The following is a 24,196-nucleotide window of genomic DNA, read 5'->3' as shown; positions in this document are numbered from 1 at the left end:
TCTGGCAGCGAACGGTTGCAGGAGCAGAACCCTGCGCATGGCCCCGCTACTTGAACCCGAGCGCCCGCGGCAGCCAGGTGCTCAGCGCCGGCACGAAGGTGAGGATCATCAGCACCGCGCCGTGCGCCCACAGGAACGGCACCAGCTCCTTCACCAGTGCCGACATCGGCACCTTCGACACGTTGCAGGTCACGAACAAGAGCCCGCCCACCGGCGGCGTGATCATGCCGAGCGTGAGGTTGAAGATCACGATCATCGCGAAGTGCACCGGGTCCACGCCCAGCTTGATCGCCACGGGCGCCAGGATCGGCGCCAGCACCATCACCCCCGGCAGCGGCTCGATGAAGATGCCGAACAGCAAGAGGAACACGTTGACGATGATGAGGAACATCCACGGCGAGAGGTTCATGCTGATGAGCCATTCGGCCATCTGCTGCGGAATGCCCTCGATGGTCAGCACCCACGCGAACGAGGCCGACAGGCCGATGATGATCAGCACCGAGGCCGACAGCAGGGCCGAGCGCGAGAGGATGTCGGGCAGCATCTTCCACTCGAGCGTGCGGTAGACGAACTTGCCGCACACCAGCGCGTAGAACACCGCCACCACCGAGGCCTCGGTCGGCGTGAACCAGCCGGCACGCATGCCGCCCAGGATGACCACCGGCAAGAGGATCGCGGGAATCGCCTTCCAGGTGGTGACGAGGATCTCGCGCAGCGGCGGCGTCTGCCCGTCGCCCTTGTAGTTGCGCTTCTTGGAGACGTGGAAGTTCACCACGCACATCGCCACCGCGATCAGGATGCCCGGAAAAATGCCGGCCGCGAACAGCGTGCCCACCGACACGCTCTCGTCCTGCAGCGCGTAGATGATCATGATGATCGAGGGCGGAATGATCGGCCCCACGATGGCCGTGGAGGCCGTGAGCGCCGCCGCGTACGAGCGGTCGTAGCCGGCCTTGTCCATCATCTTGATGAGCATCGACCCCGGCCCGGCCGCATCGGCCAGCGCCGAGCCCGAGATGCCCGAGAAGAAGGTGAGCGACACCACGTTGGTGTAGCCCAGGCCCCCGCGCCGGTGGCCCACGAACTGGCCCGCGAAGCGCAAGAGCACCTCGGTGAGCGAGCCGCCGCTCATGAGCTCGGCCGCCAGGATGAAGAAGGGCACGGCCATCAGCGGAAAGCTGTCGATGCCGGTGAAGGTTTCCTTCAGGAGCACCATCAGCGGATAGTTCTCCGCAAGGATGAGCGTGGTGACGGTGGACAGCCCGAGCGCAAAGGCCACGGGCACGCCGATGGCCAGGAAAATGCAGGCCGAGACGATGAGAACGATGCTGGCATCCATGGTCGTTCTCCTTACAGCGACGCCGAGGCGTTGGCATCGAAGTGGGCGTCGGAGGCGAACTCGCGCCGCAGCACGTAGCCCCGCACCACCAGCAGCCAGTGCACGATCAGGAGCAGCCCGCCGAACAGCATCGCGCTGTAGATGTAGGCAAAGGGAATCTGCGTCACGGCCGTGAGCTGGAACATCGTGCGCTGCATGTACAGCCACCCGTACCAGACCATGAAGCCGAAGAAGGCAAAGAGCAGCGCGGCGACGAAGGCGCGCACCGCGATGGCGCCCGCGCGCGGCAGCGCGTCCTGCAGGTTCTCCACCGCGATGTGGCCGCCGTAGCGCAGCACCGGACCGGCCCCGAGGAACGTGAGCCAGATCATCATGTGGCGCGACACCTCTTCGGCCCACTCGAGCGAATTGCTCGTGGTGTAGCGCATGACGACGTTGGTGAAGATGATGACCGACATGGCGGCCAGCAGAAGAATCAGCGCCCAGCGGTTGGCGGCGAGAAAGTAGCGCTCGAAGGCTTGCACGTTTGTTGTTCTCGGTTCTAACAGGAAGCAAAGCAAAAAAACCGTTCGGGCTGAGCTTGTCGAAGCCTTGCGCGGCGCTTCGACAGGCTCAGCGTGAACGGTTGGGGTGGGTTCAGCGTGAACGGTTGCGGTCTGGTCGTGCAGGCTTACTGGACGTCCGTGATCTTCTTGATGTTGTCCGCGCCGAACTCCTTGGCGTAGCCCGCATAGGCCGGCTTCAGCGCCTCGCGGAAGGCGGCGCCGTCCACGACCTTGGTGACCTTCATGCCGTCCTTCTCGAGCTGGGCGATGCCGTTGTTCTCGTCGTCGTTGACCTTCTTGCGCTGGGCCACGGCCGCCTTCTTGGCGGCATCGACGAAGACCTTCTTGTCGGCATCCGAGAGCTTGTTCCACACCTTCGGTGAGAGCAGCAGCAGCGCGGGCGAATACACGTGGCCGGTGAGCGAGAGGTGCTTTTGCACCTGCGAGAACTTGGACGCCAGGATCACCGGAATCGGGTTCTCCTGCCCGTCGACCGTGCCCTGCTGCAGCGCGCCGAAGAGTTCGGGGAAGGCCATGGGCGTGGGCAGGATGCCGAAGGTGCGGTAGCCGTCCATGTGCACCTTGTTCTCCATGGTGCGCATCTTCAGGCCCGCCGCGTCGCTGGGCTTGACGATGTCGCGCTTGCTGTTGGTCATGTGACGGAAGCCGTTCTCCGTCCAGGCCAGCGCGATGATGCCCTTGCTCGGGAACTTGGTGAGGATGTCCTGGCCGATGGGGCCGTCCATCACTTTGCGGGCGTGCTCGTAGTCGCGAAAGAGAAAGGGGATGTCGACGATCTTGACCTCGGGCACGAAGTTGCCCACGGGGCCGGTGGAGGTGTTCACCAGGTCCTGCGTGCCCAGCTGGATCGCCTCGATCTGCTCGCGTTCGCCGCCCAGCGCCGAGTTGGCGAAGTGCTGGCACTTGAAGCGGCCTTGCGTGCCCTTCTCGACCTCGTCGCAGAACACCGTGGAACCTACGCCGTAGTGCGACTCCTTGGAAGTCGCGTAGCCGATCTTCAGGATCGTCGGTTGCTGTGCAAGGGCGGACGTGCCCAGGGCGAGCGAAAGGCAGGCGGCGGCGATGTGGCCGAGTTTCATGGTGTCTCCGGGGGGAATGTAGTCAGGTCAGGAATGCGTCAGGCGCATTCGACTATGCCGCAACCGGGGGCTTCGCCATGTCGGGAGTTTCACGGACGCCGCCCGTGAAAGTGGCCCCGGCGGATCACCAGAGCTTGGCGCAGCTCCCGCTCAACACCACGTCGGCACTCGGGGCCGAAGGCGTCGCAGCACGCTCGCGCGTGACGACGAGGCGCGACACCTTCGAGAGCAATTTCTCGGAGGTGTCGGGCAGTGCCGACACTTGCGTTCCGCTGGCCGGAACCGTGCCCATGGCGAAAGGCGCCCCGTCGGCGGGCAGGGCCCACAGCACCAGGCGCTCGTCGCTGGCCAATGCCGGTGCGAGGGGGGCGGTGCCCAGCACCTTGAGCGTGAGCGTCTTGCCATGGCGCAGCGAACTCACGAGCAACCGGCCCTGGCCTTGCGCATCGGTCAGCACGCCCACATAGCTTTGCGGCAGCCGCTCGCCCGAACGCATGGCGAGCTGGTCGCTCGTGATGAAGAGGCCGGGCGCGGAAAGGAAGAGGGCGCTCGCGGCGATCACGCCGGCCGCGATGCCGCCGAGGCCGAAGCCTGCGGGGCGCAGCCAAGCCGGCCAGCGCGAGGTGGGGGCCTTGGGTTCCGCGAGCGGACGCGTGCGCGCCTCGATCGCGTGCCACAGGTTGGCCGAGGGCCGGCGCGCCGGCACCGACAGCGCCAGTTGCCCCAGCCGCTGTTCCCACTGCGCCACCAGCGCGCGCACGTCGGTGCGGTCGCGCTGCAGGCGCTCGAAGCGTTGTCTCGCGCCTCCCGTCAGCGTGCCCAGCACGTAGGCCGATGCGAGCGCATCGAGCAATTTGGTGTCGGTGTATCTCATGGCGTGACCCCCTGCGCGCTCAGGCAGGCGCGCAGCTTGTCCAGGCCGCGGCGTATCCACGCCTTGACCGAACCCAGCGGTGCATTCATTTGCGCGGCCACCTCGGTGTGCGACAGGCCCTGGTAGTAGGCGAGCGCCAGGCTCTGGCGAAAGCTGCCGTCCAGCGCCGCCATGCAGCCCTCGATGCGCAGCGCCTGCATGGCCTGCTCGAAGAGTTGCAGCGCGCCCGGGGCGGTGTCGGTGCCCTGCGGCACTTCGATGTCGTCCTCGGCGTCGAAATGCTGCTGTGGCTGCTGCGGCTGCTCGTGCGCACTGCGCCGTGTGCGCGAACGCAGCGCATCCAGCGCCTTGTTGCGCACGATCGCGATCAGCCAGGTGATCGGCTGGATCTCCTGCCCCTCGACGCTGGAGCGGTAGCTGGCCGCGTTCTTCCAGATGCTCACATAGGCCTCTTGCAGCACGTCTTCGGCCGCCTGTTCGTTGCCCAGCAAACGAACCGCGACACCGAACAGATGCAGGTGCGTGCGTTCGTAGATCTGGGCAAAGGCGCTGTGGTCCCCGCGCGCCGCTGCGGCGATCAGGTCCTGCAGGGTGATCAGAATATTTCTATTCATGCGGGCGAGTATTGCATCCGTTGTGGCGCGGCTGTCGTTTCTGGAAGGAGCCCCGGGCGCTTGCCCGATCTCTCCAAGCCGGTCATTCTGGCCGGCGTTCATTTTCTTTCTCGACCTGGAAATGCCAATGACATCGAACACCCGAATCCTTTCTTCCGCCTCGCTCCTCGCCTCGGTCCTCGCCGGCGCAGCCTTGCTCGCCGCCTGCGCATCGCCGCGGCCGGGCACGCCGGCCACCGAACTGCCCGCGGCCCTCAAGGCGCCCGATGGCGAGCGCGCGGCCTTCACCTGGCATGCGGTGGGCGTGCAGATCTACGAATGCCGCGCGGGCGACAAGGGCGCGCTGGCCTGGCAGTTCGTCGCGCCCGAGGCCGAGCTCTACGCGCCCGGCGGCGAGCGCGCCGGAACCCACGGCGCCGGCCCGCACTGGGCCGCGCTGGACGGCAGCAAGACCATCGGCACGCTGAAGGCCCGCGCCAACGGCCAGCGCGAGGCGGACATCCCGTGGCTGCTGCTCTCGGCCAGGTCGGCGGGCGGCAGCGGCAAGCTGGCCGGCGTCACCAGCGTGCAGCGCATCAACACCGTGGGCGGCAACGCGCCGGCCAAGGGGTGCGAGGTGGCCGCCGACAGTGGCAAGCGAATCAGGCAAGGCTACAGCGCCGACTATGTTTTTCTCGTCGCCCGGTAAGCCCTGAAAACGGACGCTGCGGACCCGAGGGCCGCAGCGTCGTTCCGGCGACGGTTGGACCTCAGCTCTTCTTGCCGCCGCTCGCCTTGAAGGTTTCCACCGAGGCCTTCAGGTCCTTGTACTCGCCGCAGCTCATGTTGCAGGCCTGGCCCAGTGCGGCCAGGCGCTGCTCGGCCTTGGGCAGGTCGCCCATCGAGATGTACAGCTCGCCCGAGTATTCGAGCGCGCCGAGGTGCCTGGGGTTGATCTTCAATGCGGCGTCGTAGTACTTCTCCGAAGCCGCCCACTTGCCCGCGCCCGACTTGCGCAGCGTGTAGCCCATGAGGTTGTTCCAGTCGGCGTTGCCGGTGTCGTTGACGCGCTCGAGCTCGCTGACGGCGGCGGTCCACTTGCTGTCGGCGATCAGTGCGCGGGCGGCGGCGAGGTTGCTGGCCGGCGCGGCCTTGGCGGCCGGGGCGGGTGCTGGCGTCATGTCCGCGGCGAGTGCGTGGCCGGCGGCCAGGGCCAGGGTTGCTGCGATGGCGATGCGGGTGAGCATGGTGTTCATGGCGAAAGATCCTCTCGAAGGGTCGTTGAATGGGTTGGCGGACGGCGACGTTTGTTTCATCGCCGTCCTGCCTTCACTTACGCCGCGGGTTTCCGAACGGACGCATCATTGCGAAAAAAATTGCTCCGGGGTGGTGATCACGCCGGCCCACCAACAGCATGCTCGTTTTCAGAGCGGTCGTTAAGCAGCGATACCAGCGGCACGTGCCCTGAACGAATCACCCGGGCAAATGAAAAAGCCCTCCGAAGAGGGCTTCAAGAAACGGCGCGGTGGCGTTACATGCCCACGTAGTTCGGCCCGCCACCGCCCTCGGGCGTGACCCACACGATGTTCTGCGTCGGGTCCTTGATGTCGCAGGTCTTGCAGTGCACGCAGTTCTGCGCGTTGATCTGCAGGCGCTGCTTGCCGTCCTCGGTGCCCACGAATTCGTAGACGCCGGCCGGGCAGTAGCGGCTCTCGGGGCCGGCGAACTTCGCGAGGTTGATGTTGACCGGCACCGTCGCATCCTTGAGCGTCAGGTGAGCCGGTTGCTGCTCTTCATGGTTCGTGTTGCTGATGAACACACTGGAGAGCCGGTCGAAGGTGAGCTTGCCGTCCGGCTTCGGATAGACGATGGGCTTGCACTCGGCCGCGGGCTTCAGGTACAGGTGGTCGGGCTTGGTGCGGCGCAGCGTCCAGGGGATGTTGCCCTTCAGGAGCCACTGCTCGATGCCGTTCATGAGGGTGGCAATGCCCAGGCCCTTCTTGAACCAGGCCTTGAAGTTGCGCGCCTTCTTCAGCTCGGCGTGGAGCCAGCTCTTCTCGAACGCGGCAGGGTAGGCCGTGAGCTCGTCGTGCTGGCGGCCGGCCTGCACCGCGTCGAAGGCGGCCTCGGCGGCCAGCATGCCGGTCTTGATGGCGGCGTGGCTGCCCTTGATGCGGCTCACGTTCAGGTAGCCGGCCTCGCAGCCCACCAGCGCACCGCCCGGGAACACCGTCTTGGGCAGCGACTGCAGGCCGCCCGCCGTGATGGCGCGCGCGCCGTAGCCGATGCGCTTGGCCGGCTTGATGCCCTGGGCCTCGTCGCCTTCCAGGTACCAGCGGATGTTGGGGTGCAGCTTCCAGCGCTGCATTTCCTCGAAGGGGCTCAGGTACGGGTTGCTGTAGTCCAGGCCGGTGATGAAGCCCATCGTGACCTTGTTGTCCTCCATGTGATAGAGGAACGCGCCGCCGTAGGTATCGCTCTTCATCGGCCAGCCGGCCGTGTGCAGCACGAAGCCGGGCTGGTGGCGCTTGGGGTCGATTTCCCACACTTCCTTCACGCCCAGGCCGTAGGTCTGCGGGTCGCGGCCTTCGTCGAGCTTGTACTTCGCGATGAGTTGGCGACCCAGGTGGCCGCGCGCGCCTTCGGCAAACACCGTGTACTTGCCCAGGAGCTCCATGCCGAGCTGGAAGTTCTCGGTCGGCTCGCCGTCCTTGCCCACACCCATGTTGCCGGTGGCCACGCCGCGCACCGCGCCGTTCTCGTTGTAGAGCACTTCGGCCGCCGGGAAGCCCGGGAAGATCTCGACGCCCAGGTTCTCGGCCTGCTGCGCCAGCCACTTGGTGAAGGCGCCCAGGCTGATGATGTAGTTGCCGTGGTTCTGGAAGCACGCCGGCAGGAACGCGTTGGGGGTGCGCAGGCCCGACTTCTCGCCGAGGAACACCATCGCGTCGTCGGCCACGGGCTGGTTCAGCGGGGCGCCCAGTTCCTTCCAGTCGGGCAAGAGTTCGTTGAGCGCGCGCGGGTCCATGATGGCGCCCGAGAGGATGTGCGCGCCGGGCTCGGAGCCCTTTTCGAGCACCACGACGGAGATTTCCTTCTCGTGCTGGGCCGCCAGCTGCTTCAGGCGGATCGCGGTCGAGAGGCCCGCCGGGCCGCCACCGACCACGACCACGTCGTATTCCATGGCTTCGCGAGGGCCGAACTGGGCAAGGATTTCGTCGTGGGTCATGTGGGTCTGGTCGATAATGTTTTGAGGCTCGGACGCTACGAGGGCGCGAAACATTTTAGGGGGAGCGCAACCCGTCGCCTCCGCGACTCACCAGGACCCGTTTTCCATGGCTTACAGCATCGATCTTTCGGGCCGCGTGGCCTTCGTCACCGGCGCCTCCAGCGGCCTGGGTGCCCAGTTCGCAAAAACGCTGGCACGCGCCGGCGCCGCGGTGGTCCTGGCCAGCCGCCGGGTCGAAAAACTCAAGGAGCTGCGCGCCCGCATCGAAGGCGAGGGCGGCGACGCCCACGTGGTCGAGCTGGACGTGACAGACCACGGCAGCATCAAGGCGGCCGTGGCGCGCGCCGAGACCGAGGTCGGCCCCATCGACATCCTGGTCAACAACTCGGGCGTCAACATCCGCAACAAGCTGCAGGACGTGACGCCCGACGACTACGACTTCATCTTCGACACCAACCTGAAGGGCGCCTTCTTCGTCGCGCAGGAAGTGGGCAAGCGCATGCTGGCGCGCGCCGATGGCTCGGCGCCGGGCACCTACATCGGCGGGCGCATCATCAACATCGCCTCGGTGGCCGCGCTCAAGGCGGTGCCCAACATCGGCGCCTACGGCATGAGCAAGGCCGCGGTGGTGCAGATGACCAAGGCCATGGCGCTGGAGTGGGGCCGCTTCGGCATCAACGTGAACGCGCTGTGCCCGGGCTACATCGCCACCGAACTCAACGAAGAACTCTGGACCACCGAGGCCGGCGCCAAGCTGATGAGCATCCTGCCGCGCAAGCGCGTGGGCAAGGCCGAAGACCTCGATGGCCTGATCGTGCTGCTGGCCAGCGGCCAGAGCCATTTCGTGAACGGCGCCGTCATCGCGGCCGACGACGGGTTCGCAGTCTGAATTCACGGACGTCGATCGGCATCGCCGCCGGCCTGGGCGCAGGCGCGCTCTGGGGCCTGGTGTTCGTGGCGCCGCGCATGGTCGGCCACTTCGGCATGGTCGACATCACGGCCGCGCGCTTCGCGGTGTTCGGCGCGATCTCGGGGCTCGCAGTGTTCGCGCGGCCTGCCGCCGTGCGCTGGCCGAATGGCCATCAGGCGCTCGCGGCGCTCGGGCTCAGCGTGCTGGGCTTCAGCGGCTACTACCTGCTGCTGGCCTTCGGCATCGCGGCGGCCGGCACCGAGGTGCCCAGCCTCATCATCGGCACGATTCCCGTCTGGATGATGCTGCTCGGCCGGCCCGCGGGGCTGCGCCTGCGTGCGCTGCTGCCGGGGTTGCTGCTAACGGGCGCGGGCATCGCGCTGATGATCTGGGGCGCGTGGTCGGCGCAGCATGGCGTGGGCGGCGGGGGCGCGCGCTTCGGCTGGGGCATCGCGCTCGCGCTGTGTTCGATGGTGAGCTGGACGATCTACGGCCTGCTCAACGCGAAATGGTTGCAGTGCCACACCGACCTGAACGCGACCGACTGGGCCAACTGGCTCGGCATCGCGACCGGCCTCGGGGCCTTGCTGCTCTGGGTGGCGGCGGGGAGCAGCATGGTCACGCTGCAGTCGCGGCCCGACGGCATGCTTTTCATCTGGATCGCGCTGGCAGGCGGCTTCGGTTCGTCGTGGCTGGCGACCATCCTCTGGAACGTCGCCAGCCAGCGCCTCTCGGCCAGCCTGTGCGGCCAACTGATCGTGAGCGAGACGCTGTTCGCCTTGCTCTATTCCTTCGTCTGGGACGGCCGCTGGCCAGGGGCCACCGAGTGGGTGGCGGCGCTGCTGTTCGTGCTGGGCATCCTCGCATCCATCAAGGCACACCGATGAGAATCGAAATCCCCGAAAAGAAGAAGCTCGTGTATGAAATGTCGATCCCCATCCGCTGGGGCGACATGGACGCCATGGGCCACCTGAACAACGGCACCTACTTCCGCTACCTGGAAACCGCGCGCATCGACTGGATGCGTTCGATCGGCTTCGAGCCCGAACCGGGCGGGGAGGGCATGGTGATCGTCAATGCCTTCTGCAATTTCTACCGGCAGATCGAATACCCGGGCAACGTGCTGCTGAAGATGTACGTGAGCGACCCCGGCCGCACCACCTTCGAGAGCTGGGGCACGATGGCCCGCGAAGAAGCGCCCGACGTGATCTGCGCGGCGGGCGGAGCGACGACGATCTGGGTGGATTTCCCGAAGCAGAAGGCGCTGGCATTGCCCGACTGGCTGCGCACGCTGGTGAGCGAGTAACGCACGATGAAACACAACCTGTCGGCGCTCGCCGCGTTCGCGCTGCTGGCCGCCGCGAGCCATGCCCAGACGACGAAGGTCGAGCAGAACGCATGCCCGGCCGATGCGCCGTTCCTCAGCGCCGATGCGGTGAAGAAAGCCGGCGTCGAACTCCCGGTGTTCAAGCGCTACTGCTACACCGACAAGTCCGGCAGCTACGCGCTGCTGCTCTCCGAGAAGCAGGACCTGCCCTTTACCAAGGAGACGCTGTCCTCCGCCATCCAGGCCACGCTCTTCAAGGTGGGAGGCGACAACGCGCTGACGCGGCAATGGTCGATCCGCGACTTCGCGGGCAAGGACGATGCCGGCATCAACTTCAGGTCGAAGCTCTCCGAGTTCGCCGATCTCGATGGGGATGGGCTCATCGATCCGATCCTGGTCTACCGCTTCTTCGCCCCGAGCGACAAGGACAACTTCGACAGCGACGACTTCTCGGGCGCCATCAAGATCGTCACGTTCCACCAGGGCCGCAAGGTGGTGATCCACGCCATCACCGGCGGGCTGGACGGCGATCGCAGCACCAGGGCCAATGCGGATTTCTTCGCCTTGCCCAAGCCCGTGCGCGAGCACCTGGCCAGGAAGATGGCCGGCATGTACAAGGCCGGCCAGTTCGGCTTCGACAACTCCGACGACTTCATGCCGAAGAAGGCGCGAGCGCGCTAATGTGAGGTTCCGCAAATGGCTGCGCGCAGCCATCCGCGGGACGGCACGCTAGGCCGGCCGCAACACGATGCGCGCCTCGAACCCCTGCGCCGCCCCAGCCGGCGGCGACGCCAGTTCGAGCTTCGCGTTGTGCTTCTCGACGATCGTGCCCACGATCGACAGGCCCAGGCCGTAGCCCGCGCGGTCCGAGCCGTGCCGCACGTGGCGTTGCTGCAGCGTCTTCAACTGCGCTGCGTTCACGCCCGCACCGAAGTCCCTCACCACCAGCGTGCACGGCGTGGCCACCTCGATCACTACACGCCCGCCACCGCCATAGCGCAGCGCGTTCTCCACGAGGTTGCGCAGCGCGATCGCCAGTGCATCGACATCGCCGAACGCCACCGGCGCCGCACTGTCGGGCACCTTGAGCTTCAGGCGCTCGTTGTTCAGCGGGTCTTGCCAGAACTCCTGCGCCACGGTGCCCGCGAGCTGGACCAGGTCGACCCGCGCGCGCGTGAGCGAGGCACCCGATTCCGCGCGCGACAGCTGCAGCAGCTTCTCGGTGCGATGGCTCAGCATCTGCAGCGCCTGCAGCGCGCCCTGCACGTCCTCGCGTTTCAGGTCATGGTCCAGCGCGGTCTGCAGCCGCAGGCGCGCGGCGGCAAGGGGCGTGCGCAGTTCGTGGGCCGCATTGGCAGCGAGCGCGCGTTCCACGTCCAGCGATTGCGCGAGCCGCTCCAGGAGGCTGTTGACGTGGTCGCCCACCGAGCGCAGCTCCTGCGGCAGGCCGGGCAGGGTGATCGGCCGCAGGTCGGCGCCGCTGCGCTTCTCGATCTCGCCGGCCAGTTGCTGCAGCACGCGCAGCTCGGTGCGCGCCACGTTGCGCAGCACCAGCGCGAGCAGCGGCAGCACCGCGCCCAGCGGAATGATCAGGCCGAACAACGTGCGGTTGAGCGCGCGGCGCCGCTCGTCGAGCGGATCGGCCACCTGGAAGTACAGGCCCAGCGTCGGATGCCGCACGGTGTAGATGCGCCAGGTCTGGTTGTTCGCGAAGCCCGCGGCCAGCGGAACATCGAAGGCATCGACGGGTGCTTCGGCCGAGCGCAGCAGCACGTGCTCGTGGATGTCGACCACCTGGTACATCACCGCGTCTTCGGAGAAGAGTTGCTTGGGTGCCACCAGCGGCGTGCTCGGAACGGCCTCGCCCTTGTGCTGCAACTTGTCCAGCTCCTGCACGGCCATGTCGAACATGCGGTGCGACACCTCGACCAGCTCGTTGTCGAAGTTGTGGTTGATCTCGCGGTCCACATACCAGACGACGGCGAACACGCACAGGAGCCACACGCCGCCCACCCACAGGATGAGGGTGCGCGTGAGGCGCCCGGCCAGCGAGTCGCGACCATTCGCGCGGCGGGCGGTGCTCATTGGTGCACCCCTGGCGCTGCGCGCCTTTTTGCCAAGCGGGAGCGAGCTTGCTCGGGGCGGCCCGGCGCGGCGCTCATTGGTGCACCCTTGGCGCTGCGCGCCTTTCTGCCGGGCGGGAGCGAGCTTGCTCGGGGCGGCCCGGCGCGGCGCTCATTCTTCGTCGTCCGCCGAGAACGACAGCCGGTAACCCAGGCCGCGCAGCGTCTGGATGTGGCTCTTGCCGAGCTTGCGGCGCAGGCGGCTGATGAACACTTCCAGCGTGTTGCTGTCGGCCTCGTCGCCGAAGCCGTAGAGCGCATCGGCCAGGTTCTCGCGCGTGTGGATGCGCTCGGGGCGCGTGGCCATCACGCGCAGGAGCGCCCATTCCTTCTGGGTGAGCACGACGGGGCTGCCGTCCTTGCGCACGCGGTCGTGGGCCAGGTCGATTTCCAGCGTGCCGAACTGCAGCACGGGCGAGGTGTTGGCGCTGCGCCGGCGCTCGACCGCGCGCAGCCGTGCGAGCAGTTCGGCGGGGTCGTAGGGCTTGATGAGGTAGTCGTCGGCGCCGGCATCCAGCCCGCGGATGCGGTCGGTGACCTGGTCGCGGGCCGTGAGCACGATGACGATGGGGGGCTCGCGCAGCGCGCGCACCTGCGGCAGCAGCGAGAGACCGTCGCCGTCGCCCAGGTGCAGGTCGAGCAGCACCGCCGCGTACTGCACCGAGAGCAGCGCGCCGCGCGCATCGGCCAGGCTGGGCGCCACATCGACCACGAAGGCCTTGGCGAGCAGATAGCTGCAAACGGCATCTGCCAAGGCAGTGTCATCTTCGACAAGCAATATGCGCACGCGTTGGATCTTTGCAAAAAAGCGAAGTCTAGCGCCGCACCGGCAATGGCCTGCGCCCTTGTGTCAGGTTTCGTTCAGGTCGCTTCAGATTGGGTTCATACCGCGAACGTAGGCTCGCGCCAGTTTTTCGAGATCTGTCTTTCGGCCATGACACGCACCACGAACCTCCGCCTGGGAGCCTTGACCTTGCTTGCATTGGTCGCATTGATGACCTGGGACGCCTCCGGCGGCGACCTGTTGCTGGCGCGCTTGGTCGGCACGCCCATGGGCTTTCCGTGGCGCGAGAACCCCTTCCTGGTCCATGTGATGCATGCGGGCGCCAGGGACCTGAGCTGGCTGCTGGTGATCGGCCTCTTCGTGGCCATCCGCTGGCCGCTGGGTGTGCTGCGCAAGCTGGCTACGCGGGAGCGCGTGCAACTCGCTGCAACCGTGCTGGCCTCGGTGCTGGCCGTGAGCCTCATCAAGCATTTCAGCGACACCAGCTGCCCCTGGGACCTGAAGGAATTCGGCGGCGTCGCGCGCTACGTGTCGCACTGGTCGTGGGGCGTGGACGACGGCGGGGCGGGCGGGTGCTTCCCGGCCGGCCATGCCTCGGCCGCGTTCGCCTACGTCGGCGGCTACTTCGTGCTGCGCCGGGTGTCCGCCCGCGCGGCGTTCATCTGGCTGGGCGTGGCGGTGGTCGCCGGCCTGGCGCTGGGGTTGTCGCAGCAACTGCGCGGCGCCCACTACATGAGCCACACGCTCTGGACCGCGTGGGTCTGCTGGGTGGTGGGTTTCGCCATCGACGTGGCGGTGACGCACCGCGAGCGCCGCCAACAGAACCTGCTCGAACCGTCTGCTCCCCTTCATGCACGCTCTTGATTTCGCCCTGTTCGGATGGCTCAACGCGGACGCTTCGGCGCCGCTGTGGCTCATCGAGTTCGCACGCTTCGCCTCCGAGGTGCTGCCGGCCCTGCTGGCCGTGACGATCATTGCGGGTGCGATGTTCGACAAACGCTGGCGCTATGCGCTGTTCACCGCGCTGGTGAGCGTGCTGCTGACGTGGCTGGTCGTGAACGCCTTCCGCTCGGCCTTGCCATTCCCCAGGCCCGCGGCCTACGGGCTGGGCATCCAATGGGCACCGCAGGGCGCGCGGCCGGGCTTTCCGAGCCTGCATACGGCCACGACCTTTGCCGCCGCGTTCTCGCTGTGGTGCCTGCCGCATCGCGCGCCGATGCTGGCGGCGCTCGCGGTGGCGGCGGTGGTGGGCTGGAGCCGCCTCTACCTGGGGCTGCACTTCCCCTCGGACGTGGCCGCGGCCGTGCTCCTCGGGGCGCTGGTGTCGATCATGGTCGAGCGCGGCGCGAGCCGTCCGTTGAGCCTCGCTCTGGCCAGGATGCCGGCCCGCCGTAGGCGAGCGCGCGCGCGGCGAGCCTGAACACGGACTGAACCGGGAGTTCAGGTTCCTTTCAGGCGCGGTCCCTACATTCGCTGTATGTCTTTTTCGCGTACCGAGCCCGCACCCGCGCACCGCGCAGCTTTTTCCGAGGCATCGGCGCCACACTTTTCTTCGGCCGATGCGCCGTGGAAGCGCCTGGACCAGTGGCTCGCGCGCCCGCGGTCCGCCGGACAGGTCGTGCTCTGGCTGGGCCTGTACCTGGTGCTGACCACCAACTGGCCGCTGTGGAACGAGCTGGCCCGCATCGGCGGGGCACCCAGCACCTACCTGCCGACGGTCATCGCCATGAGCCTGCTCACGCTGTGCGGCACGGTGGCAATGTTGTCGCTCACGGCCTGGTCGCGCTGGCTCAAGCCGCTGTGGTTCGCGGTGGTCGTGCTGGCCGCGGTGGTGCAGCACTACATGCTGGAGTACCGCATCGTCATGGACCCGACCATGATCGCCAACGCGCTGCAGACCGACCCGAACGAGGCACGCGACCTGCTCAGCTGGCGCATGGCCTTCAACGTGCTGTTGGTCGCATTGCCCGCGGGGCTGCTGCTCTGGCGCGTGCGCATCGCGCCCATGCGCTTTCTTTCCAAGCTCTGGCGCAATGCGGCCCTGCTGCTGCTGGCCGTGGTGGTGGCGCTGGGCACGGCGGTGGCCATGAACCGGCAGCTCGCGCCGCTGATGCGCAACAACATCCACCTGCGCTACATGATGAACCCGATCGCGAGCCTCTACTCGACGGGCTCGGTGTTCATCAAGCCGCTGTTCAAGCGCAGCGGCAAGCTCATTCCGATCACCGCCGGCACGTCGCTCGGCGCGAGCTACGCGGCCCAGGTGCGCCCCCCGATGTTCGTGGTGGTGGTGGGCGAAACGGCGCGTGCCGACCACTTCGCGCTCAATGGCTATGCGCGCGACACCACGCCCGAACTGGCCAAGCGCGGCGTGCTGAGCTACCGCGACGTGCATTCCTGCGGCACCAACACGCTGGCCTCGGTGCCGTGCATGTTCTCGCCGCTGGGCAAGCAAGGCTACGAATCGCGCAAGGACGACTACGAGAACCTGGTCGACGTGCTGCAGGCCTCGGGCCTGGCCGTGCTGTGGCTGGACAACCAGGCCGGCTGCAAGGACGTGTGCACGCGCATTCCGAATGCGTCGGCCTTCGACGGCCTCGACGCAGCCACCAAGAAGGCGCTGTGCGACGGCGACGAGTGCCTTGACGACGTCATGCTCAAGGGGCTCGACGCGCGCATCGCCGCGCTGCCGGCCGAGCGCCGCGCCAAGGGCGTGGTGCTGGTGATGCACCAGATGGGCAGCCACGGGCCGGCCTACTACAAGCGCTCGGCACCCGATGTGAAGCGCTTCACGCCCGAGTGCAAGACCAACGCGCTGGCCGAGTGCGGGCACAACGAGCTGATGAACGTCTACGACAACTCCATCGCCCAGACCGACCGCTTTCTGGCCGACACCATCGACTGGCTGAAGACGCAGTCGAAGCAGTACGACCCGGCGATGCTGTACGTGAGCGACCACGGCGAATCGCTCGGCGAGTACGGCCTGTTCCTGCACGGCGTGCCGTACAGCTTCGCGCCCGAGGCACAGAAGCACGTGCCGATGGTCACCTGGTTCAGCGAAGGCATGAGCGAGCGCCGCAAGCTCTCGCGCGCATGCATGGAAGCGGGGCTGGATGCGCCGCTCACGCACGACAACCTCTATCACACGGTGCTGGGCGTGATGGACGTGGACACGCCCACCTACAAGCCCGCGCTGGACGCGCTGGCTTCGTGCCGCGCGAAGGCCTGAAGGCCCTTCGCTCTACTTCTTCTCGCGGGGCAGCCGCCCCATCAGGAAGAACTCGTGGTTCGGCTGCATGCCGCTGAAGCTCGCGAGCCGGTTGCTCAAGCCGAAGAACGCGGTGATGGCCGCAATGTCCCAAATGTCCTCGTCGTCGAAGCCGTGGGCGTGCAGCGGCGGAAAGTCGCTGTCGTCGATTTCGTGCGAGCGGTCGCAGACCTTCATCGCGAAGTCGAGCATCGCGCGCTGGCGCGGGGTGATGTCGGCCTTGCGGTAGTTGACCGCCACCTGGTCGGCCACCAGCGGCTTCTTCTCGTAGATGCGCAAGAGTGCGCCGTGCGCCACCACGCAGTACAGGCACTGGTTGGCCGCGCTGGTGGTGGTGACGATCATCTCGCGGTCGCCCTTGGTGAGCGAGCCTTCTTCCTTGAGCATCAGCGCGTCGTGGTACGCGAAGAAGGCGCGCCACTCGGCCGGGCGGCGCGCGAGGCCCAGGAACACGTTGGGCACGAAGCCGGCCTTTTCCTGCACGGCGAGGATCGCGGTGCGGATGTCTTCGGGCAGGTCCTTGAGTTCGGCGAGGGGGTAGCGGGCAGCCATGGTCTTTGTCTCCTGGTGTTCGATGCCAGGATCATAGGCACGTGCGGCACGTGCGGCACGTGCCCACCCGCAGCCCGCCATCGGGCCCCCGGGGCGCTGTCTACTTGAGCGCCTTGCCCTGCGTCGCGCCCAGCGGCGTGTGCAGTTGCGAGGCCACCCACTCGCCGGTGTTGTCGTCGCGGCCCTGCAGCAGGTAGCGCGTGTCGGGCTTGCCGTAGTTCTGCACGGCCATTGCCGAGAACTTGCCGATGTCGGTCTTCGGATCGCGCAGGCGGTTGACGATCAGCACCTTCTTCGTGTCGGCGAAGTCGGCCATCATGTTCTGGTCGCCCTCGCTGTCTCCGGCGATGAAGCTCGGGCCGTAGCCGTACTTGCTCACCAGGAAGCGCTGGATGTTCTTCGTCTTGCCCGGCCCCTGCGTCTGGTCGTAGCCGCGGCGGTACTCGGGCTGGATCACGCCGTTGGCGTCGCGCTCCAGCTCCATCGCGAGCACGCGCTCGGGCGGGTTGTTGTAGCCGAAGGCGGGGTTCGAAGAGATCTCCTTGATCACGTCCACGAACGACGCCGAGCACACCCACACATCGAAGCCCGCGTTGCGGAACGCGGCGTACAGCGCCTGCATTTCGGGCTGCAGCCGGAGGCCGTTCTTCCAGCTCACCGAGACCACGCCGGCCTGGCCCGGCAGCGCGGCTGGCGAGGTCCACTTCACCTTGGCGACCGGCTCCTTCAACTGCCAGGCCACCGTGTCGGCCGTGAGCTTGCGCACCTGCGCCTCGGTCATGCCCACGAAGAGGTACGTGACCCAGGGGTAGGCCGTGTCATGGTCGAAGGTGTCGCCGATGGCCTCGTAGAGATAGCGCACCTTGGTGGTGAAGGCGATGTAGTTCGCATCGAGCTTCACGGCCGCCAGCGGCTTGTTGCCCTTCAGCGCGCTGCAGTTCTGGTAGAGCCAGGTGTAGCTGGCCACGATGTCGGGCACCAGGAGATCGATGTTGACCGGCTTGCCCGCCGCGTTGTTGTACGCGGGCAGGAAGTCTTTCTTCGGGATGTTCTTGCGCAGCGCCACTTCGAGCTGCGCGGGCGTGGCGCCGAAGGCCAGGTTCTCCAGTTGGTAGATGAGCGAGGCTTCCTCGATGTCCAGGAAGACGCTGGTGTTGTCCCAGTCGAACACCACGTAGGGCGGCTTGGCGGCGTTGTAGCCCGCGCTGCCTTTGCCGAGACTGGCGATCAGGCCCTCGATCTGCGCGCGGTTGAAGGCGTCCCAGTGGGCGGGCGACAGGCCCTTGGTGGACGAAAGACTGGCGCAGCCGGTGGCGACGAGCGCGGTGGCGAGCGGGGTGAGGAGGACGAGGCGGCGTTGCATGCGTTCCCTGTTGTTGTGCGTTGTGGATGAGAAGCACCGAGCGTATGCAGCGCCCGTGACACTTCCGCATCGACCTACGCATCAGCCGTGCCAGGCTCGCGGGCGAGCGGCACGCGTTTGCGCTGCGCGGTGGAAGCTGCATTTGTTGGCGCGAATCGAGACTTCGTGCCGCACGCAGCAGCCGCACGGCAGGCGCTCTTCCTTAAAGTGAATGCCCCTGTCACTCAGCACCCCACCAAGGGGCGCAGCAAGGCGCAACACACAGCAAGCCGATCGATTGAATGAAGAACCGCTACGCCTCGCGGCGGGTTGTCGGTGCGCAGGCACCGATGCAAAAGCGAGGTATCAAAAGGCGACGGCCGGGGTGTACCAAGCACCCCAGCCGTCTAACCAAAGACGTGCAACAACCTCTTAAGGACCGCACCCCAATGGCTACCAAGACTATAGCCCGGCCTCGCACGCCGGTATCCCCCGCCGACCCCGACCAGGACCCGACGGATCTGCTCGAAACCACGCTCGCGCAACTCGAAGCCCTGATGTGGACATGCCACGGCGAGGACATCGACTGGCGCACCGGCGACGGGCCCCGACAACTGGCCAACCTGCACTGGCTCGCAGCCGACCTGACGCGGCGGGCCGTGGAGTTCTTTCAGTTGAGCATGAGGGCGCGACGCAATGCGCCTGAGACTGGCCGGTAAAGGCTGGTTTGGCAGGCTGCGGGTTCTTCGCGGCCTGCCATTTGCGAGTGGGGCAGGGAGTTCGCGAGAAGGGCGTGGATGGGTACCATCCGCCATCGCCCGACATCCGTCGACCAATTCCAATTTCCCAAGCCGACGCACCATCACGACTGGCCCTCCACGTTGGAAGCATATGTCCCTGCGCTCCCTCTTCTCGAAACTCGGCCGGAACCCGCCCCCTGTGCAGTCGGGGATGTCGTCGGTCCACGCAACGTCCGGCTGCACACGCCACGACCATCCCGAGTTTCAGATTCGCGTCTCGAACGGCGCCGTGCCGGCTGAAGACATCTCCTGGCTTCTGCGGTTCTTCGAGCAACGTGTAGCCCAGGGCGCGAAGTTCCAAAGCGGCGAGAGCCTGCAGGTCGGCTGGATGCTCACGATGCTCGAGGACGGACCGCAAGGATTCCTGCGGGTTCTGGAGCCCGACATGAAGGGTGTTCCGGTGAAGTTCGTCGACTCGGTCGACAGCACGCTGATGCACCTGCGAAATCAGCAGGACGTCGCGAGGAGCCTCTCCCTCCCGGTCGAGCCGGCGTTTCCGTCGCTTCGCCAAAGCGCTGTCGTGCATGTGAACTACAAGGAAGCGAACCGGGTCCTGCTCACCCGAAGCGAAGCCCTGGACGGGGCGGACTCCGGCTGGTGGCTATCGGACCTGGACGATGAGGCGGGCTCCGAGGACCCGGCCCGTTTCATCAAGACGTCCCTCTATCAACTCGGCATCGACCGTCCGGAGCTGGTCAAGTTCTTCGCTGTGCCGGCGGGATTGCAGGTTTTCGTGGACGGCGCGCGCATCGGCGTGCTCGGGGAAGATGGCGAGGTGCCGCAAATTCCGGGCTCGTATTTGAGCGAGTTGAACAAGCTCCGGCAACATCGGGTGTCCTCGGAACGCGGGTCTTCTGGGGGCTGAGGCCAGCTACCGGCCAGAAGCAGACGATTGCGGATTGCAGAACGAATTAATGCGCTATGACCTTGCCTGCTGAACCTGAACTGCTGGTTCTCTTCAAAAGAGTACAGAAAGTTTTGCCCTTTGAGTCGACTGATCTTCGCCAAGCGAACGTTCGCTCGACTCCCCTTGATCTTGATGAACTCATGGATCATCCCAGCGAGTATTTGGCCGGAATAGCTGAAGCTGCCCTCGAAGAGAAGGGATCCTTCTGGTCAGACGTGCAACTGATGCTTGAGCGCTGGAAATCCGAGCCATCTGCCTTCGATCTGATTCTCGGCGACGAGGGATTTGTTGCAGTCTTAACTGCGCTGGCCGATTTGCCTGGGCAAGCATTCCAGGGCTCGCTAGGAGTCAGTCGCCATCTGCCTTCGAAGATCGATGATGCGGCTGCCTATCGATGTACTGCGCTGCTTGTGCTCATTAGCCTTCGTTCGATCTGCTTCGGAGAACGCCGTGGACTCGATCAGGTTGCGGATTTCGTTGAGCGCAAGGGATGGCGATTCGCGAGGCTCTTGCCCGATCATGTTGGCTTCGCTATCAGCGGATTTCGGGTGTTCTATGGGTTCACGCATAGCCTAGAAGATGCGGACGCCCTTCTGGACTGGTCTCGAAATATCCTGAGCGCAAAACAAAATCGGTACGTTCAAGTCTCTCTGCTTGCTGCCATCTATTTGCTTTTGACAACGGTCGGACGAACTGCGCTGGCCAACGACCCCGAAATCCTTCTGCGCTTTGCACGATAGTCCACTTTGTGGCGTTGTAGCCAGTGGACATGCTCATGCTTGAACGTCAGCTTTTGGGCGAGTTCGATGACTGCAATGGGCCTGACGCCGCCGATCTCCCTTCGACTACAGTCGGCCAGAAGCCAGACCTTCAACCTCAGCTTCCAATTTCGATGAAATCTGCGCTTTCCGTGAACGCCGCGCTTGATGGACTGGCGACCTTAGTCGGCCAAGACATCGCTTTGGTGGGCATCCTGCGCTTCGAGTTCGAGGGGACGGCCCTGGACCATTTCCCAAAGTCAGAGCGCCGCAATGCTGAAGATGACGGGCCGCTCGAGCCATCGAGCGTGTGGCTAAGTGTCGGGTCGGGCGCCCTTCAATTCAACGAAGAGCAGCTTCGGCGATGGCACGGAAAGCGTGTCACGGTACTTGGCACCTTGCTAGGTCCCGATGAAAAGCTCGGAGGGTGTGGCCATTTCTCAGCTTTTCCCGCCGAGGTATTGGCTCGCTCCATCGAGCGGCTCTAGCCGGCCACAACCAGTCACTCATCACCTACCGTCACATGCATTCATTGATCACTGCCGTCGTCTTTTTGGTCGGATTAGCAGCGTCAATTTTCAGTTGGATGTGGTTCCTTGAAAAGAAAAACGCCACAGCTCTTCCAGCCGGTCTTGCCCTCAACTTTGCCCTTTTCGGCGCTTTGGGCCTCTTGGGAGGCCGTACTTTTGACTTTGCTTCCGGCGGAGCGGCCGCGGTCTTCATGTTCGCAGTGGGCGCGTTCTATGCATGGATGGAGTACAGAAAGAAGCGCTAGATTTTGCTTGTTCGAACCTGTGAGTGCGCCCGACCTGCCTCGTCCTGGTTGACTGCTTCCGAGCATCACGTAAGCCCGCTTCGGGCCCGAAGCGGAAGTTGCTACGGCTTATGAGCGGTCACTCAGCGGCCCTCAGATGCGCCCTGTTCCCAAAAATTCTTCCCTATTCGATTCCTCTGCCCGGCTGCGCTCGCGCTGATTGCAGCTCTTCATCAATCTGGAAGAGGCTGTAGCACCTTGGCGCCGCCCTTGTGAGGTCCTAGCACATAGCCTTCGGGTGATTGGGGAAGCACATTCACGCATGCACTCGAACAAGCATTGACGAGTAACGGCAGCACGTCTGTTGCCATGCCAAGAGAAATCCAGACCTGCTCGAAATTCGCGGGGTCAATTTGTCCGTCACAGACGCTACAGCGTGCCGGAGCCAGTTCCGCAATCACTGGTGTGAGCACAGGAAAAGGTTGCCGGAGTTTGTAGTTCCCATAAAGCGCTCGGGTGCTGACCGTGCTCGAACGAAGATGATGGCATCTAGTAATTTCATACGGAAACCAATGGAGGCCATAGGAGGTATATGGAATGAACTGCCTTAGGTTTTCCATCGCACCTATCTCTGGAGGGATGCGAACAAGGCTGCTTCCGTAGAGGTCTAGCTTCTCAACGTGCTTGAGATTTTTTATGGATGGAGGCAGCGTAAGTACTTGGCTCCAGAGTTCAGGTCCTAAGTCTTTTTTAGGCGCGAACACTTTTCGCTGATCGTTGACAGCTGCTTCAATAAGCTCCTGAATCGCTGCCCAACCAGGCAACGACGTGTCCTGTGCTTGAAGATGGAATTTCATTTCCGGCCACGAAGGTTGGCGCTTCTCTTCTATTGCGTCGTAGAGCAGGTCCAACGCTTGATCGTCGGGATACATCGAACATTCATGCATAGTCGCACGCACTCCTTTTTTCCATCCTCGGGTCTATGGCGCCTTCCACTGAGGACACGCATCCTCTCAAAGATGCGACCAAGGCGAACGTCTGGTCATGGCCGACTCATTCTGGCCTTGATGCAAACTGGCTTGAGCGGGCCCGAAGCAGGCGATCAAGACCGCTCTCGCAAGAACGATTCTTCGTCGCCATAGAGACTGCTTGAAGCAAAACGCACAACGAAACCGGCACCTTCATCTCGAGCTTCGTAGCCCGGTGAGCCATCGTCCCGCTGGCTCTCCTGCACCACCAGCTTCATCGCTGTCCAGGAAACGGGGCCAGCCAAATAGATGCAGTTGAAAAATGCCAGTCCGACCGGCTCCCGTCGCTCGGTCGTATCAGTCAATTTCACAATGAGGCGGTCTTGGTCGTCCCTAAATGAATTAATACTCGCAGCCGCTCCGCGCCAGCCATCAATACGTTGCTGAAACGCCGTCATGTCCAAAGCTTTGAATTTCATCTCGATGTCTACTTGTGGCCGAATTCTGCCTTCGCCTACACATGTCCCAAGTCATCGAGCCGGCGAAGCTCCTCGGCGTCCTCCTCGGACGCCTGGAAGATGTTTCGCAGAATCTGCGGAGTGATTGGCCGACCAGCCTCACTGACAAGAGGCTGATGCCCGCCACACTCCAGAGCCGAAAGCAGCGCACGCGCTTTTGCAAAGACGTCTTCTGTTCGATTGAAAAAAAGCTCCTGGTCGAACACGGGCTTCCCGGCGGAAAGACGGTCTCGCACGTCGAGAACCCCGAGATTTGTAATGCGCCGAACTTCGCTCACCAACGAGGCGGACGGGTCGCACGGCGCTGTAGAAATGGTCACGCGGCTCATCTTCGTTGAGAGGTGATAGGGAATGACTGGTCTTGGCCGCATTCTGCCGTCGCGCTCAAGTGCCCAGTCGAACCAGGTCGCCGAACGAATTCGACGCTTCAAGGTCCGTCGGCGTCATTGAAACTGTGACCGTATCACCTCGCTGACGTGCGCGGACCAAGTACGAGCCCGGCGCGGCATCGACGAACACGTTTCCATATTCGGCTTCCGGCTCCAGACCAGCGGAGCTCATCATCTCTCCGGCACCGAAGAAGAACCGCCCGCTGGTGTTCCGCACGACCAACTCCACGTCTGCGTCGTCCGCTAGTTCCTCGTGCGGCGCGACTTCGAGCTGATAGCGCCCGTCGGCGCTGACGTTCAAGAACGCAGCGTTCGCCCGGTTCACCTCGAGTAGTTCTTCCTGAGGCAACGACCACCAATCGGCATCCTCGTTGAGGCGATGCCTCATGCATTCCGGGTCAAAAAGGACGATGGTGGCGGTGTCGGTTGTTACGGTTGTGCGCATCGCTCAATGTCTGGTGTTGGCCGCTATAAGCAGTAAGGGGGCGTCAATCCGAGAAGGTGCGAGGGCCTCCCGAAAATTGCCAATGCGCCGGCGAAATCTTTTTATGGTCGTTGGAATGCCCATTCCATCTGTATGTGTGATTGCCGACTAGTTCCGTCTCAAGATGCACTCTCGCGTATGTGAAGTCGAGCATAGCCAGCAACCGCTCAAATTTCAGCAACCACTCAGCCCATTCCCATTCAACGGCCTTGTAGGAAGCGCCGAACGAAATCACCCTGTACAGGTATGAGCCATGTGGTCCGTAGCCAGGCGGAGTGACGCTGAACATCGAACGTGTAAGGAACGGCCAATCGTCAACCTCCGGCAAGCGCATCAATGCTTCCTCCGTACGAGCGTCGGCGCCGGGAACGTCCATGGATTGAAAGACTTCAACGGACCCATATACAACTGTTTGATGCCCCACTTCATGCACTCCGTTATGCGCCGTCCGGTCGCTGATTTTTACGTAAGAAAACCGGCTATCGCCGGTTTCTGCCGCGGCAACGATGGTCTGCTTCTGGCCGACTCCCGCCTGTCGCAACACCCTCGCGAAGGGGCCCTCGGCCGACCTTCGCTTTGCTGCCAACCGGTCGTTCATGACAGCTTCACGCACAAACCATCGACGTGAGCAG

29 protein-coding genes are annotated in these 24,196 nt (G+C 64.6%); 13 read left to right on the top strand and 16 right to left on the bottom strand.

The window, feature by feature from the left end; all coding sequences use genetic code 11:
* Nucleotides 1–46: 46 nt before the first annotated feature.
* From BM133_RS11460 to BM133_RS11440, 5 genes are all read right to left on the bottom strand, one after another.
* A complete protein-coding gene (locus BM133_RS11460; RefSeq protein ID WP_093433791.1) occupies nucleotides 47–1,339 on the bottom strand; it encodes a TRAP transporter large permease in 1,293 nt (430 codons plus the stop codon).
* Nucleotides 1,340–1,350: 11 nt separating this feature from the next.
* A complete protein-coding gene (locus BM133_RS11455) occupies nucleotides 1,351–1,863 on the bottom strand; it encodes a TRAP transporter small permease (protein WP_093433789.1) in 513 nt (170 codons plus the stop codon).
* Nucleotides 1,864–2,009: 146 nt separating this feature from the next.
* Nucleotides 2,010–2,984, bottom strand: coding sequence for a TRAP transporter substrate-binding protein (locus BM133_RS11450; RefSeq protein WP_093433787.1), 975 nt, complete (start codon nucleotides 2,982–2,984; stop codon nucleotides 2,010–2,012).
* 124 nt (nucleotides 2,985–3,108) lie between these two features.
* Nucleotides 3,109–3,858 (bottom strand): anti-sigma factor, encoded by a 750-nt coding sequence (locus BM133_RS11445; protein ID WP_093433785.1) that lies wholly within the window; start codon nucleotides 3,856–3,858, stop codon nucleotides 3,109–3,111.
* On the bottom strand, nucleotides 3,855–4,472 hold the full coding sequence (locus BM133_RS11440) for an RNA polymerase sigma factor (protein ID WP_093433783.1): 618 nt from the start codon (nucleotides 4,470–4,472) through the stop codon (nucleotides 3,855–3,857). The genes BM133_RS11445 and BM133_RS11440 overlap by 4 nt, the downstream gene beginning before the upstream one ends.
* A gap of 127 nt (nucleotides 4,473–4,599) precedes the next feature.
* Between BM133_RS11440 and BM133_RS11435 the strand changes: the two genes are divergently transcribed.
* Nucleotides 4,600–5,160 carry a DUF3455 domain-containing protein gene (locus tag BM133_RS11435; protein WP_093433781.1) on the top strand — a complete coding sequence of 187 codons (561 nt, stop codon included), beginning with the start codon at nucleotides 4,600–4,602 and terminating at the stop codon, nucleotides 5,158–5,160.
* Between the two features lie 61 nt (nucleotides 5,161–5,221).
* Here the strand turns inward: BM133_RS11435 and BM133_RS11430 are convergent, their stop codons facing one another.
* Together BM133_RS11430 and BM133_RS11425 are read right to left on the bottom strand one after the other, a co-directional pair.
* The gene (locus BM133_RS11430) at nucleotides 5,222–5,707 is read right to left on the bottom strand and encodes a tetratricopeptide repeat protein (RefSeq protein ID WP_093433779.1); all 486 of its coding nucleotides are present in this window, start codon (nucleotides 5,705–5,707) and stop codon (nucleotides 5,222–5,224) included.
* A 275-nt stretch (nucleotides 5,708–5,982) separates the two neighbouring features.
* Complete coding sequence (locus BM133_RS11425) at nucleotides 5,983–7,680, bottom strand: electron transfer flavoprotein-ubiquinone oxidoreductase (RefSeq protein ID WP_093433777.1); 1,698 nt, start codon at nucleotides 7,678–7,680, stop codon at nucleotides 5,983–5,985.
* Nucleotides 7,681–7,786: 106 nt separating this feature from the next.
* Here BM133_RS11425 and BM133_RS11420 point away from each other — a divergent pair, with 106 nt between their 5' ends.
* The 4 genes from BM133_RS11420 to BM133_RS11405 all read left to right on the top strand — a co-directional run bounded on the left by BM133_RS11420 (nucleotide 7,787) and on the right by BM133_RS11405 (nucleotide 10,598).
* The gene (locus BM133_RS11420; RefSeq protein ID WP_093433775.1) at nucleotides 7,787–8,569 is read left to right on the top strand and encodes an SDR family oxidoreductase; all 783 of its coding nucleotides are present in this window, start codon (nucleotides 7,787–7,789) and stop codon (nucleotides 8,567–8,569) included.
* A 77-nt stretch (nucleotides 8,570–8,646) separates the two neighbouring features.
* Nucleotides 8,647–9,477 carry a DMT family transporter gene (locus tag BM133_RS11415; RefSeq protein ID WP_256219139.1) on the top strand — a complete coding sequence of 277 codons (831 nt, stop codon included), beginning with the start codon at nucleotides 8,647–8,649 and terminating at the stop codon, nucleotides 9,475–9,477.
* The gene (locus BM133_RS11410; RefSeq protein WP_093433771.1) at nucleotides 9,474–9,896 is read left to right on the top strand and encodes an acyl-CoA thioesterase; all 423 of its coding nucleotides are present in this window, start codon (nucleotides 9,474–9,476) and stop codon (nucleotides 9,894–9,896) included. The genes BM133_RS11415 and BM133_RS11410 overlap by 4 nt, the downstream gene beginning before the upstream one ends.
* A 6-nt stretch (nucleotides 9,897–9,902) precedes the next feature.
* Entirely contained in the window at nucleotides 9,903–10,598 is a 696-nt protein-coding gene (locus tag BM133_RS11405) for a M949_RS01915 family surface polysaccharide biosynthesis protein (protein WP_093433769.1), read from the top strand.
* 48 nt (nucleotides 10,599–10,646) lie between these two features.
* On the opposite strand, the gene BM133_RS11400 is transcribed toward BM133_RS11405, so the two are convergent.
* Entirely contained in the window at nucleotides 10,647–12,002 is a 1,356-nt protein-coding gene (locus BM133_RS11400) for a sensor histidine kinase (RefSeq protein ID WP_093433767.1), read from the bottom strand.
* Between the two features lie 150 nt (nucleotides 12,003–12,152).
* Nucleotides 12,153–12,827 carry a winged helix-turn-helix domain-containing protein gene (locus BM133_RS11395; protein ID WP_093433765.1) on the bottom strand — a complete coding sequence of 225 codons (675 nt, stop codon included), beginning with the start codon at nucleotides 12,825–12,827 and terminating at the stop codon, nucleotides 12,153–12,155.
* Nucleotides 12,828–12,974: 147 nt separating this feature from the next.
* Between BM133_RS11395 and BM133_RS11390 the strand changes: the two genes are divergently transcribed.
* Genes BM133_RS11390 through BM133_RS11380 form a run of 3 tightly spaced genes read left to right on the top strand, consistent with a single transcriptional unit; the run spans nucleotide 12,975 to nucleotide 16,053 of the window.
* A complete protein-coding gene (locus BM133_RS11390) occupies nucleotides 12,975–13,688 on the top strand; it encodes a phosphatase PAP2 family protein (RefSeq protein ID WP_093433763.1) in 714 nt (237 codons plus the stop codon).
* Entirely contained in the window at nucleotides 13,675–14,244 is a 570-nt protein-coding gene (locus tag BM133_RS11385) for a phosphatase PAP2 family protein (protein ID WP_093433761.1), read from the top strand. Before BM133_RS11390 ends, BM133_RS11385 begins: the two co-directional genes overlap by 14 nt.
* Nucleotides 14,245–14,301: 57 nt before the next feature.
* Nucleotides 14,302–16,053, top strand: a complete 1,752-nt coding sequence (locus tag BM133_RS11380; RefSeq protein ID WP_093433759.1) for a phosphoethanolamine transferase — start codon at nucleotides 14,302–14,304, stop codon at nucleotides 16,051–16,053.
* Between the two features lie 12 nt (nucleotides 16,054–16,065).
* Here BM133_RS11380 and BM133_RS11375 read toward each other — a convergent pair whose 3' ends face one another.
* Together BM133_RS11375 and BM133_RS11370 are read right to left on the bottom strand one after the other, a co-directional pair.
* A complete protein-coding gene (locus tag BM133_RS11375) occupies nucleotides 16,066–16,644 on the bottom strand; it encodes a peroxidase-related enzyme (protein WP_093433757.1) in 579 nt (192 codons plus the stop codon).
* A 100-nt stretch (nucleotides 16,645–16,744) separates the two neighbouring features.
* Nucleotides 16,745–18,007, bottom strand: a complete 1,263-nt coding sequence (locus BM133_RS11370) for an HAD family hydrolase (RefSeq protein WP_093433756.1) — start codon at nucleotides 18,005–18,007, stop codon at nucleotides 16,745–16,747.
* Between the two features lie 428 nt (nucleotides 18,008–18,435).
* On the opposite strand from BM133_RS11370, the gene BM133_RS11365 reads away from it, so the two are divergent.
* The 5 genes from BM133_RS11365 to BM133_RS11345 all read left to right on the top strand — a co-directional run bounded on the left by BM133_RS11365 (nucleotide 18,436) and on the right by BM133_RS11345 (nucleotide 21,226).
* The gene (locus BM133_RS11365) at nucleotides 18,436–18,705 is read left to right on the top strand and encodes a hypothetical protein (RefSeq protein ID WP_093433754.1); all 270 of its coding nucleotides are present in this window, start codon (nucleotides 18,436–18,438) and stop codon (nucleotides 18,703–18,705) included.
* Between the two features lie 172 nt (nucleotides 18,706–18,877).
* Nucleotides 18,878–19,651: an immunity protein Imm33 domain-containing protein gene (locus BM133_RS11360; protein ID WP_093433752.1), complete on the top strand. Its 774-nt coding sequence runs from the start codon at nucleotides 18,878–18,880 to the stop codon at nucleotides 19,649–19,651.
* Nucleotides 19,652–19,707: 56 nt separating this feature from the next.
* Nucleotides 19,708–20,433 (top strand): hypothetical protein, encoded by a 726-nt coding sequence (locus BM133_RS11355; protein ID WP_143100117.1) that lies wholly within the window; start codon nucleotides 19,708–19,710, stop codon nucleotides 20,431–20,433.
* Between the two features lie 35 nt (nucleotides 20,434–20,468).
* Nucleotides 20,469–20,939 (top strand): hypothetical protein, encoded by a 471-nt coding sequence (locus BM133_RS11350; protein WP_143100116.1) that lies wholly within the window; start codon nucleotides 20,469–20,471, stop codon nucleotides 20,937–20,939.
* 44 nt (nucleotides 20,940–20,983) lie between these two features.
* On the top strand, nucleotides 20,984–21,226 hold the full coding sequence (locus BM133_RS11345) for a hypothetical protein (RefSeq protein WP_218158357.1): 243 nt from the start codon (nucleotides 20,984–20,986) through the stop codon (nucleotides 21,224–21,226).
* 212 nt (nucleotides 21,227–21,438) lie between these two features.
* Here the strand turns inward: BM133_RS11345 and BM133_RS11340 are convergent, their stop codons facing one another.
* From BM133_RS11340 to BM133_RS11320, 5 genes are all read right to left on the bottom strand, one after another.
* Nucleotides 21,439–22,137, bottom strand: coding sequence for a hypothetical protein (locus BM133_RS11340; protein WP_218158356.1), 699 nt, complete (start codon nucleotides 22,135–22,137; stop codon nucleotides 21,439–21,441).
* Nucleotides 22,138–22,307: 170 nt separating this feature from the next.
* Nucleotides 22,308–22,652, bottom strand: coding sequence for a hypothetical protein (locus BM133_RS11335; protein WP_093433747.1), 345 nt, complete (start codon nucleotides 22,650–22,652; stop codon nucleotides 22,308–22,310).
* 35 nt (nucleotides 22,653–22,687) lie between these two features.
* The gene (locus BM133_RS11330) at nucleotides 22,688–23,020 is read right to left on the bottom strand and encodes a hypothetical protein (RefSeq protein ID WP_093433745.1); all 333 of its coding nucleotides are present in this window, start codon (nucleotides 23,018–23,020) and stop codon (nucleotides 22,688–22,690) included.
* A gap of 55 nt (nucleotides 23,021–23,075) precedes the next feature.
* On the bottom strand, nucleotides 23,076–23,525 hold the full coding sequence (locus BM133_RS11325) for a DUF6386 family protein (RefSeq protein ID WP_093433744.1): 450 nt from the start codon (nucleotides 23,523–23,525) through the stop codon (nucleotides 23,076–23,078).
* Nucleotides 23,526–23,568: 43 nt separating this feature from the next.
* Nucleotides 23,569–24,162, bottom strand: coding sequence for a hypothetical protein (locus tag BM133_RS11320; RefSeq protein ID WP_093433742.1), 594 nt, complete (start codon nucleotides 24,160–24,162; stop codon nucleotides 23,569–23,571).
* Nucleotides 24,163–24,196: the final 34 nt, after the last annotated feature.

The organism is Variovorax sp. 770b2 (assembly GCF_900115685.1).
Classification (GTDB): Bacteria; Pseudomonadota; Gammaproteobacteria; order Burkholderiales; family Burkholderiaceae_C; genus Variovorax.
The sequence above is the reverse complement of the archived record's forward strand: the minus strand, read 5'-3'. Positions and strand labels throughout refer to the sequence as shown.

Bases quoted from the DNA above. Each gene is read 5' to 3' on its own strand.
- BM133_RS11415 (WP_256219139.1), top strand. From the start codon at position 8,647: ATGGTCGGCCACTTCGGCATGGTCGACATCACGGCCGCGCGCTTCGCG.
- BM133_RS11340 (WP_218158356.1), bottom strand. From the start codon at position 22,137: ATGTATCCCGACGATCAAGCGTTGGACCTGCTCTACGACGCAATAGAA.
- BM133_RS11450 (WP_093433787.1), bottom strand. From the start codon at position 2,984: ATGAAACTCGGCCACATCGCCGCCGCCTGCCTTTCGCTCGCCCTGGGC.
- BM133_RS11375 (WP_093433757.1), bottom strand. From the start codon at position 16,644: ATGGCTGCCCGCTACCCCCTCGCCGAACTCAAGGACCTGCCCGAAGAC.
- BM133_RS11335 (WP_093433747.1), bottom strand. From the start codon at position 22,652: ATGAAATTCAAAGCTTTGGACATGACGGCGTTTCAGCAACGTATTGAT.
- BM133_RS11425 (WP_093433777.1), bottom strand. From the start codon at position 7,680: ATGACCCACGACGAAATCCTTGCCCAGTTCGGCCCTCGCGAAGCCATG.
- BM133_RS11330 (WP_093433745.1), bottom strand. From the start codon at position 23,020: ATGAGCCGCGTGACCATTTCTACAGCGCCGTGCGACCCGTCCGCCTCG.
- BM133_RS11370 (WP_093433756.1), bottom strand. From the start codon at position 18,007: ATGCAACGCCGCCTCGTCCTCCTCACCCCGCTCGCCACCGCGCTCGTC.
- BM133_RS11385 (WP_093433761.1), top strand. From the start codon at position 13,675: ATGCACGCTCTTGATTTCGCCCTGTTCGGATGGCTCAACGCGGACGCT.
- BM133_RS11460 (WP_093433791.1), bottom strand. From the start codon at position 1,339: ATGGATGCCAGCATCGTTCTCATCGTCTCGGCCTGCATTTTCCTGGCC.
- BM133_RS11325 (WP_093433744.1), bottom strand. From the start codon at position 23,525: ATGCGCACAACCGTAACAACCGACACCGCCACCATCGTCCTTTTTGAC.
- BM133_RS11435 (WP_093433781.1), top strand. From the start codon at position 4,600: ATGACATCGAACACCCGAATCCTTTCTTCCGCCTCGCTCCTCGCCTCG.
- BM133_RS11360 (WP_093433752.1), top strand. From the start codon at position 18,878: ATGTCCCTGCGCTCCCTCTTCTCGAAACTCGGCCGGAACCCGCCCCCT.
- BM133_RS11380 (WP_093433759.1), top strand. From the start codon at position 14,302: ATGTCTTTTTCGCGTACCGAGCCCGCACCCGCGCACCGCGCAGCTTTT.
- BM133_RS11440 (WP_093433783.1), bottom strand. From the start codon at position 4,472: ATGAATAGAAATATTCTGATCACCCTGCAGGACCTGATCGCCGCAGCG.
- BM133_RS11445 (WP_093433785.1), bottom strand. From the start codon at position 3,858: ATGAGATACACCGACACCAAATTGCTCGATGCGCTCGCATCGGCCTAC.
- BM133_RS11400 (WP_093433767.1), bottom strand. From the start codon at position 12,002: ATGAGCACCGCCCGCCGCGCGAATGGTCGCGACTCGCTGGCCGGGCGC.
- BM133_RS11420 (WP_093433775.1), top strand. From the start codon at position 7,787: ATGGCTTACAGCATCGATCTTTCGGGCCGCGTGGCCTTCGTCACCGGC.
- BM133_RS11405 (WP_093433769.1), top strand. From the start codon at position 9,903: ATGAAACACAACCTGTCGGCGCTCGCCGCGTTCGCGCTGCTGGCCGCC.
- BM133_RS11390 (WP_093433763.1), top strand. From the start codon at position 12,975: ATGACACGCACCACGAACCTCCGCCTGGGAGCCTTGACCTTGCTTGCA.
- BM133_RS11355 (WP_143100117.1), top strand. From the start codon at position 19,708: ATGACCTTGCCTGCTGAACCTGAACTGCTGGTTCTCTTCAAAAGAGTA.
- BM133_RS11410 (WP_093433771.1), top strand. From the start codon at position 9,474: ATGAGAATCGAAATCCCCGAAAAGAAGAAGCTCGTGTATGAAATGTCG.
- BM133_RS11430 (WP_093433779.1), bottom strand. From the start codon at position 5,707: ATGAACACCATGCTCACCCGCATCGCCATCGCAGCAACCCTGGCCCTG.
- BM133_RS11365 (WP_093433754.1), top strand. From the start codon at position 18,436: ATGGCTACCAAGACTATAGCCCGGCCTCGCACGCCGGTATCCCCCGCC.
- BM133_RS11320 (WP_093433742.1), bottom strand. From the start codon at position 24,162: ATGAACGACCGGTTGGCAGCAAAGCGAAGGTCGGCCGAGGGCCCCTTC.
- BM133_RS11350 (WP_143100116.1), top strand. From the start codon at position 20,469: ATGCTTGAACGTCAGCTTTTGGGCGAGTTCGATGACTGCAATGGGCCT.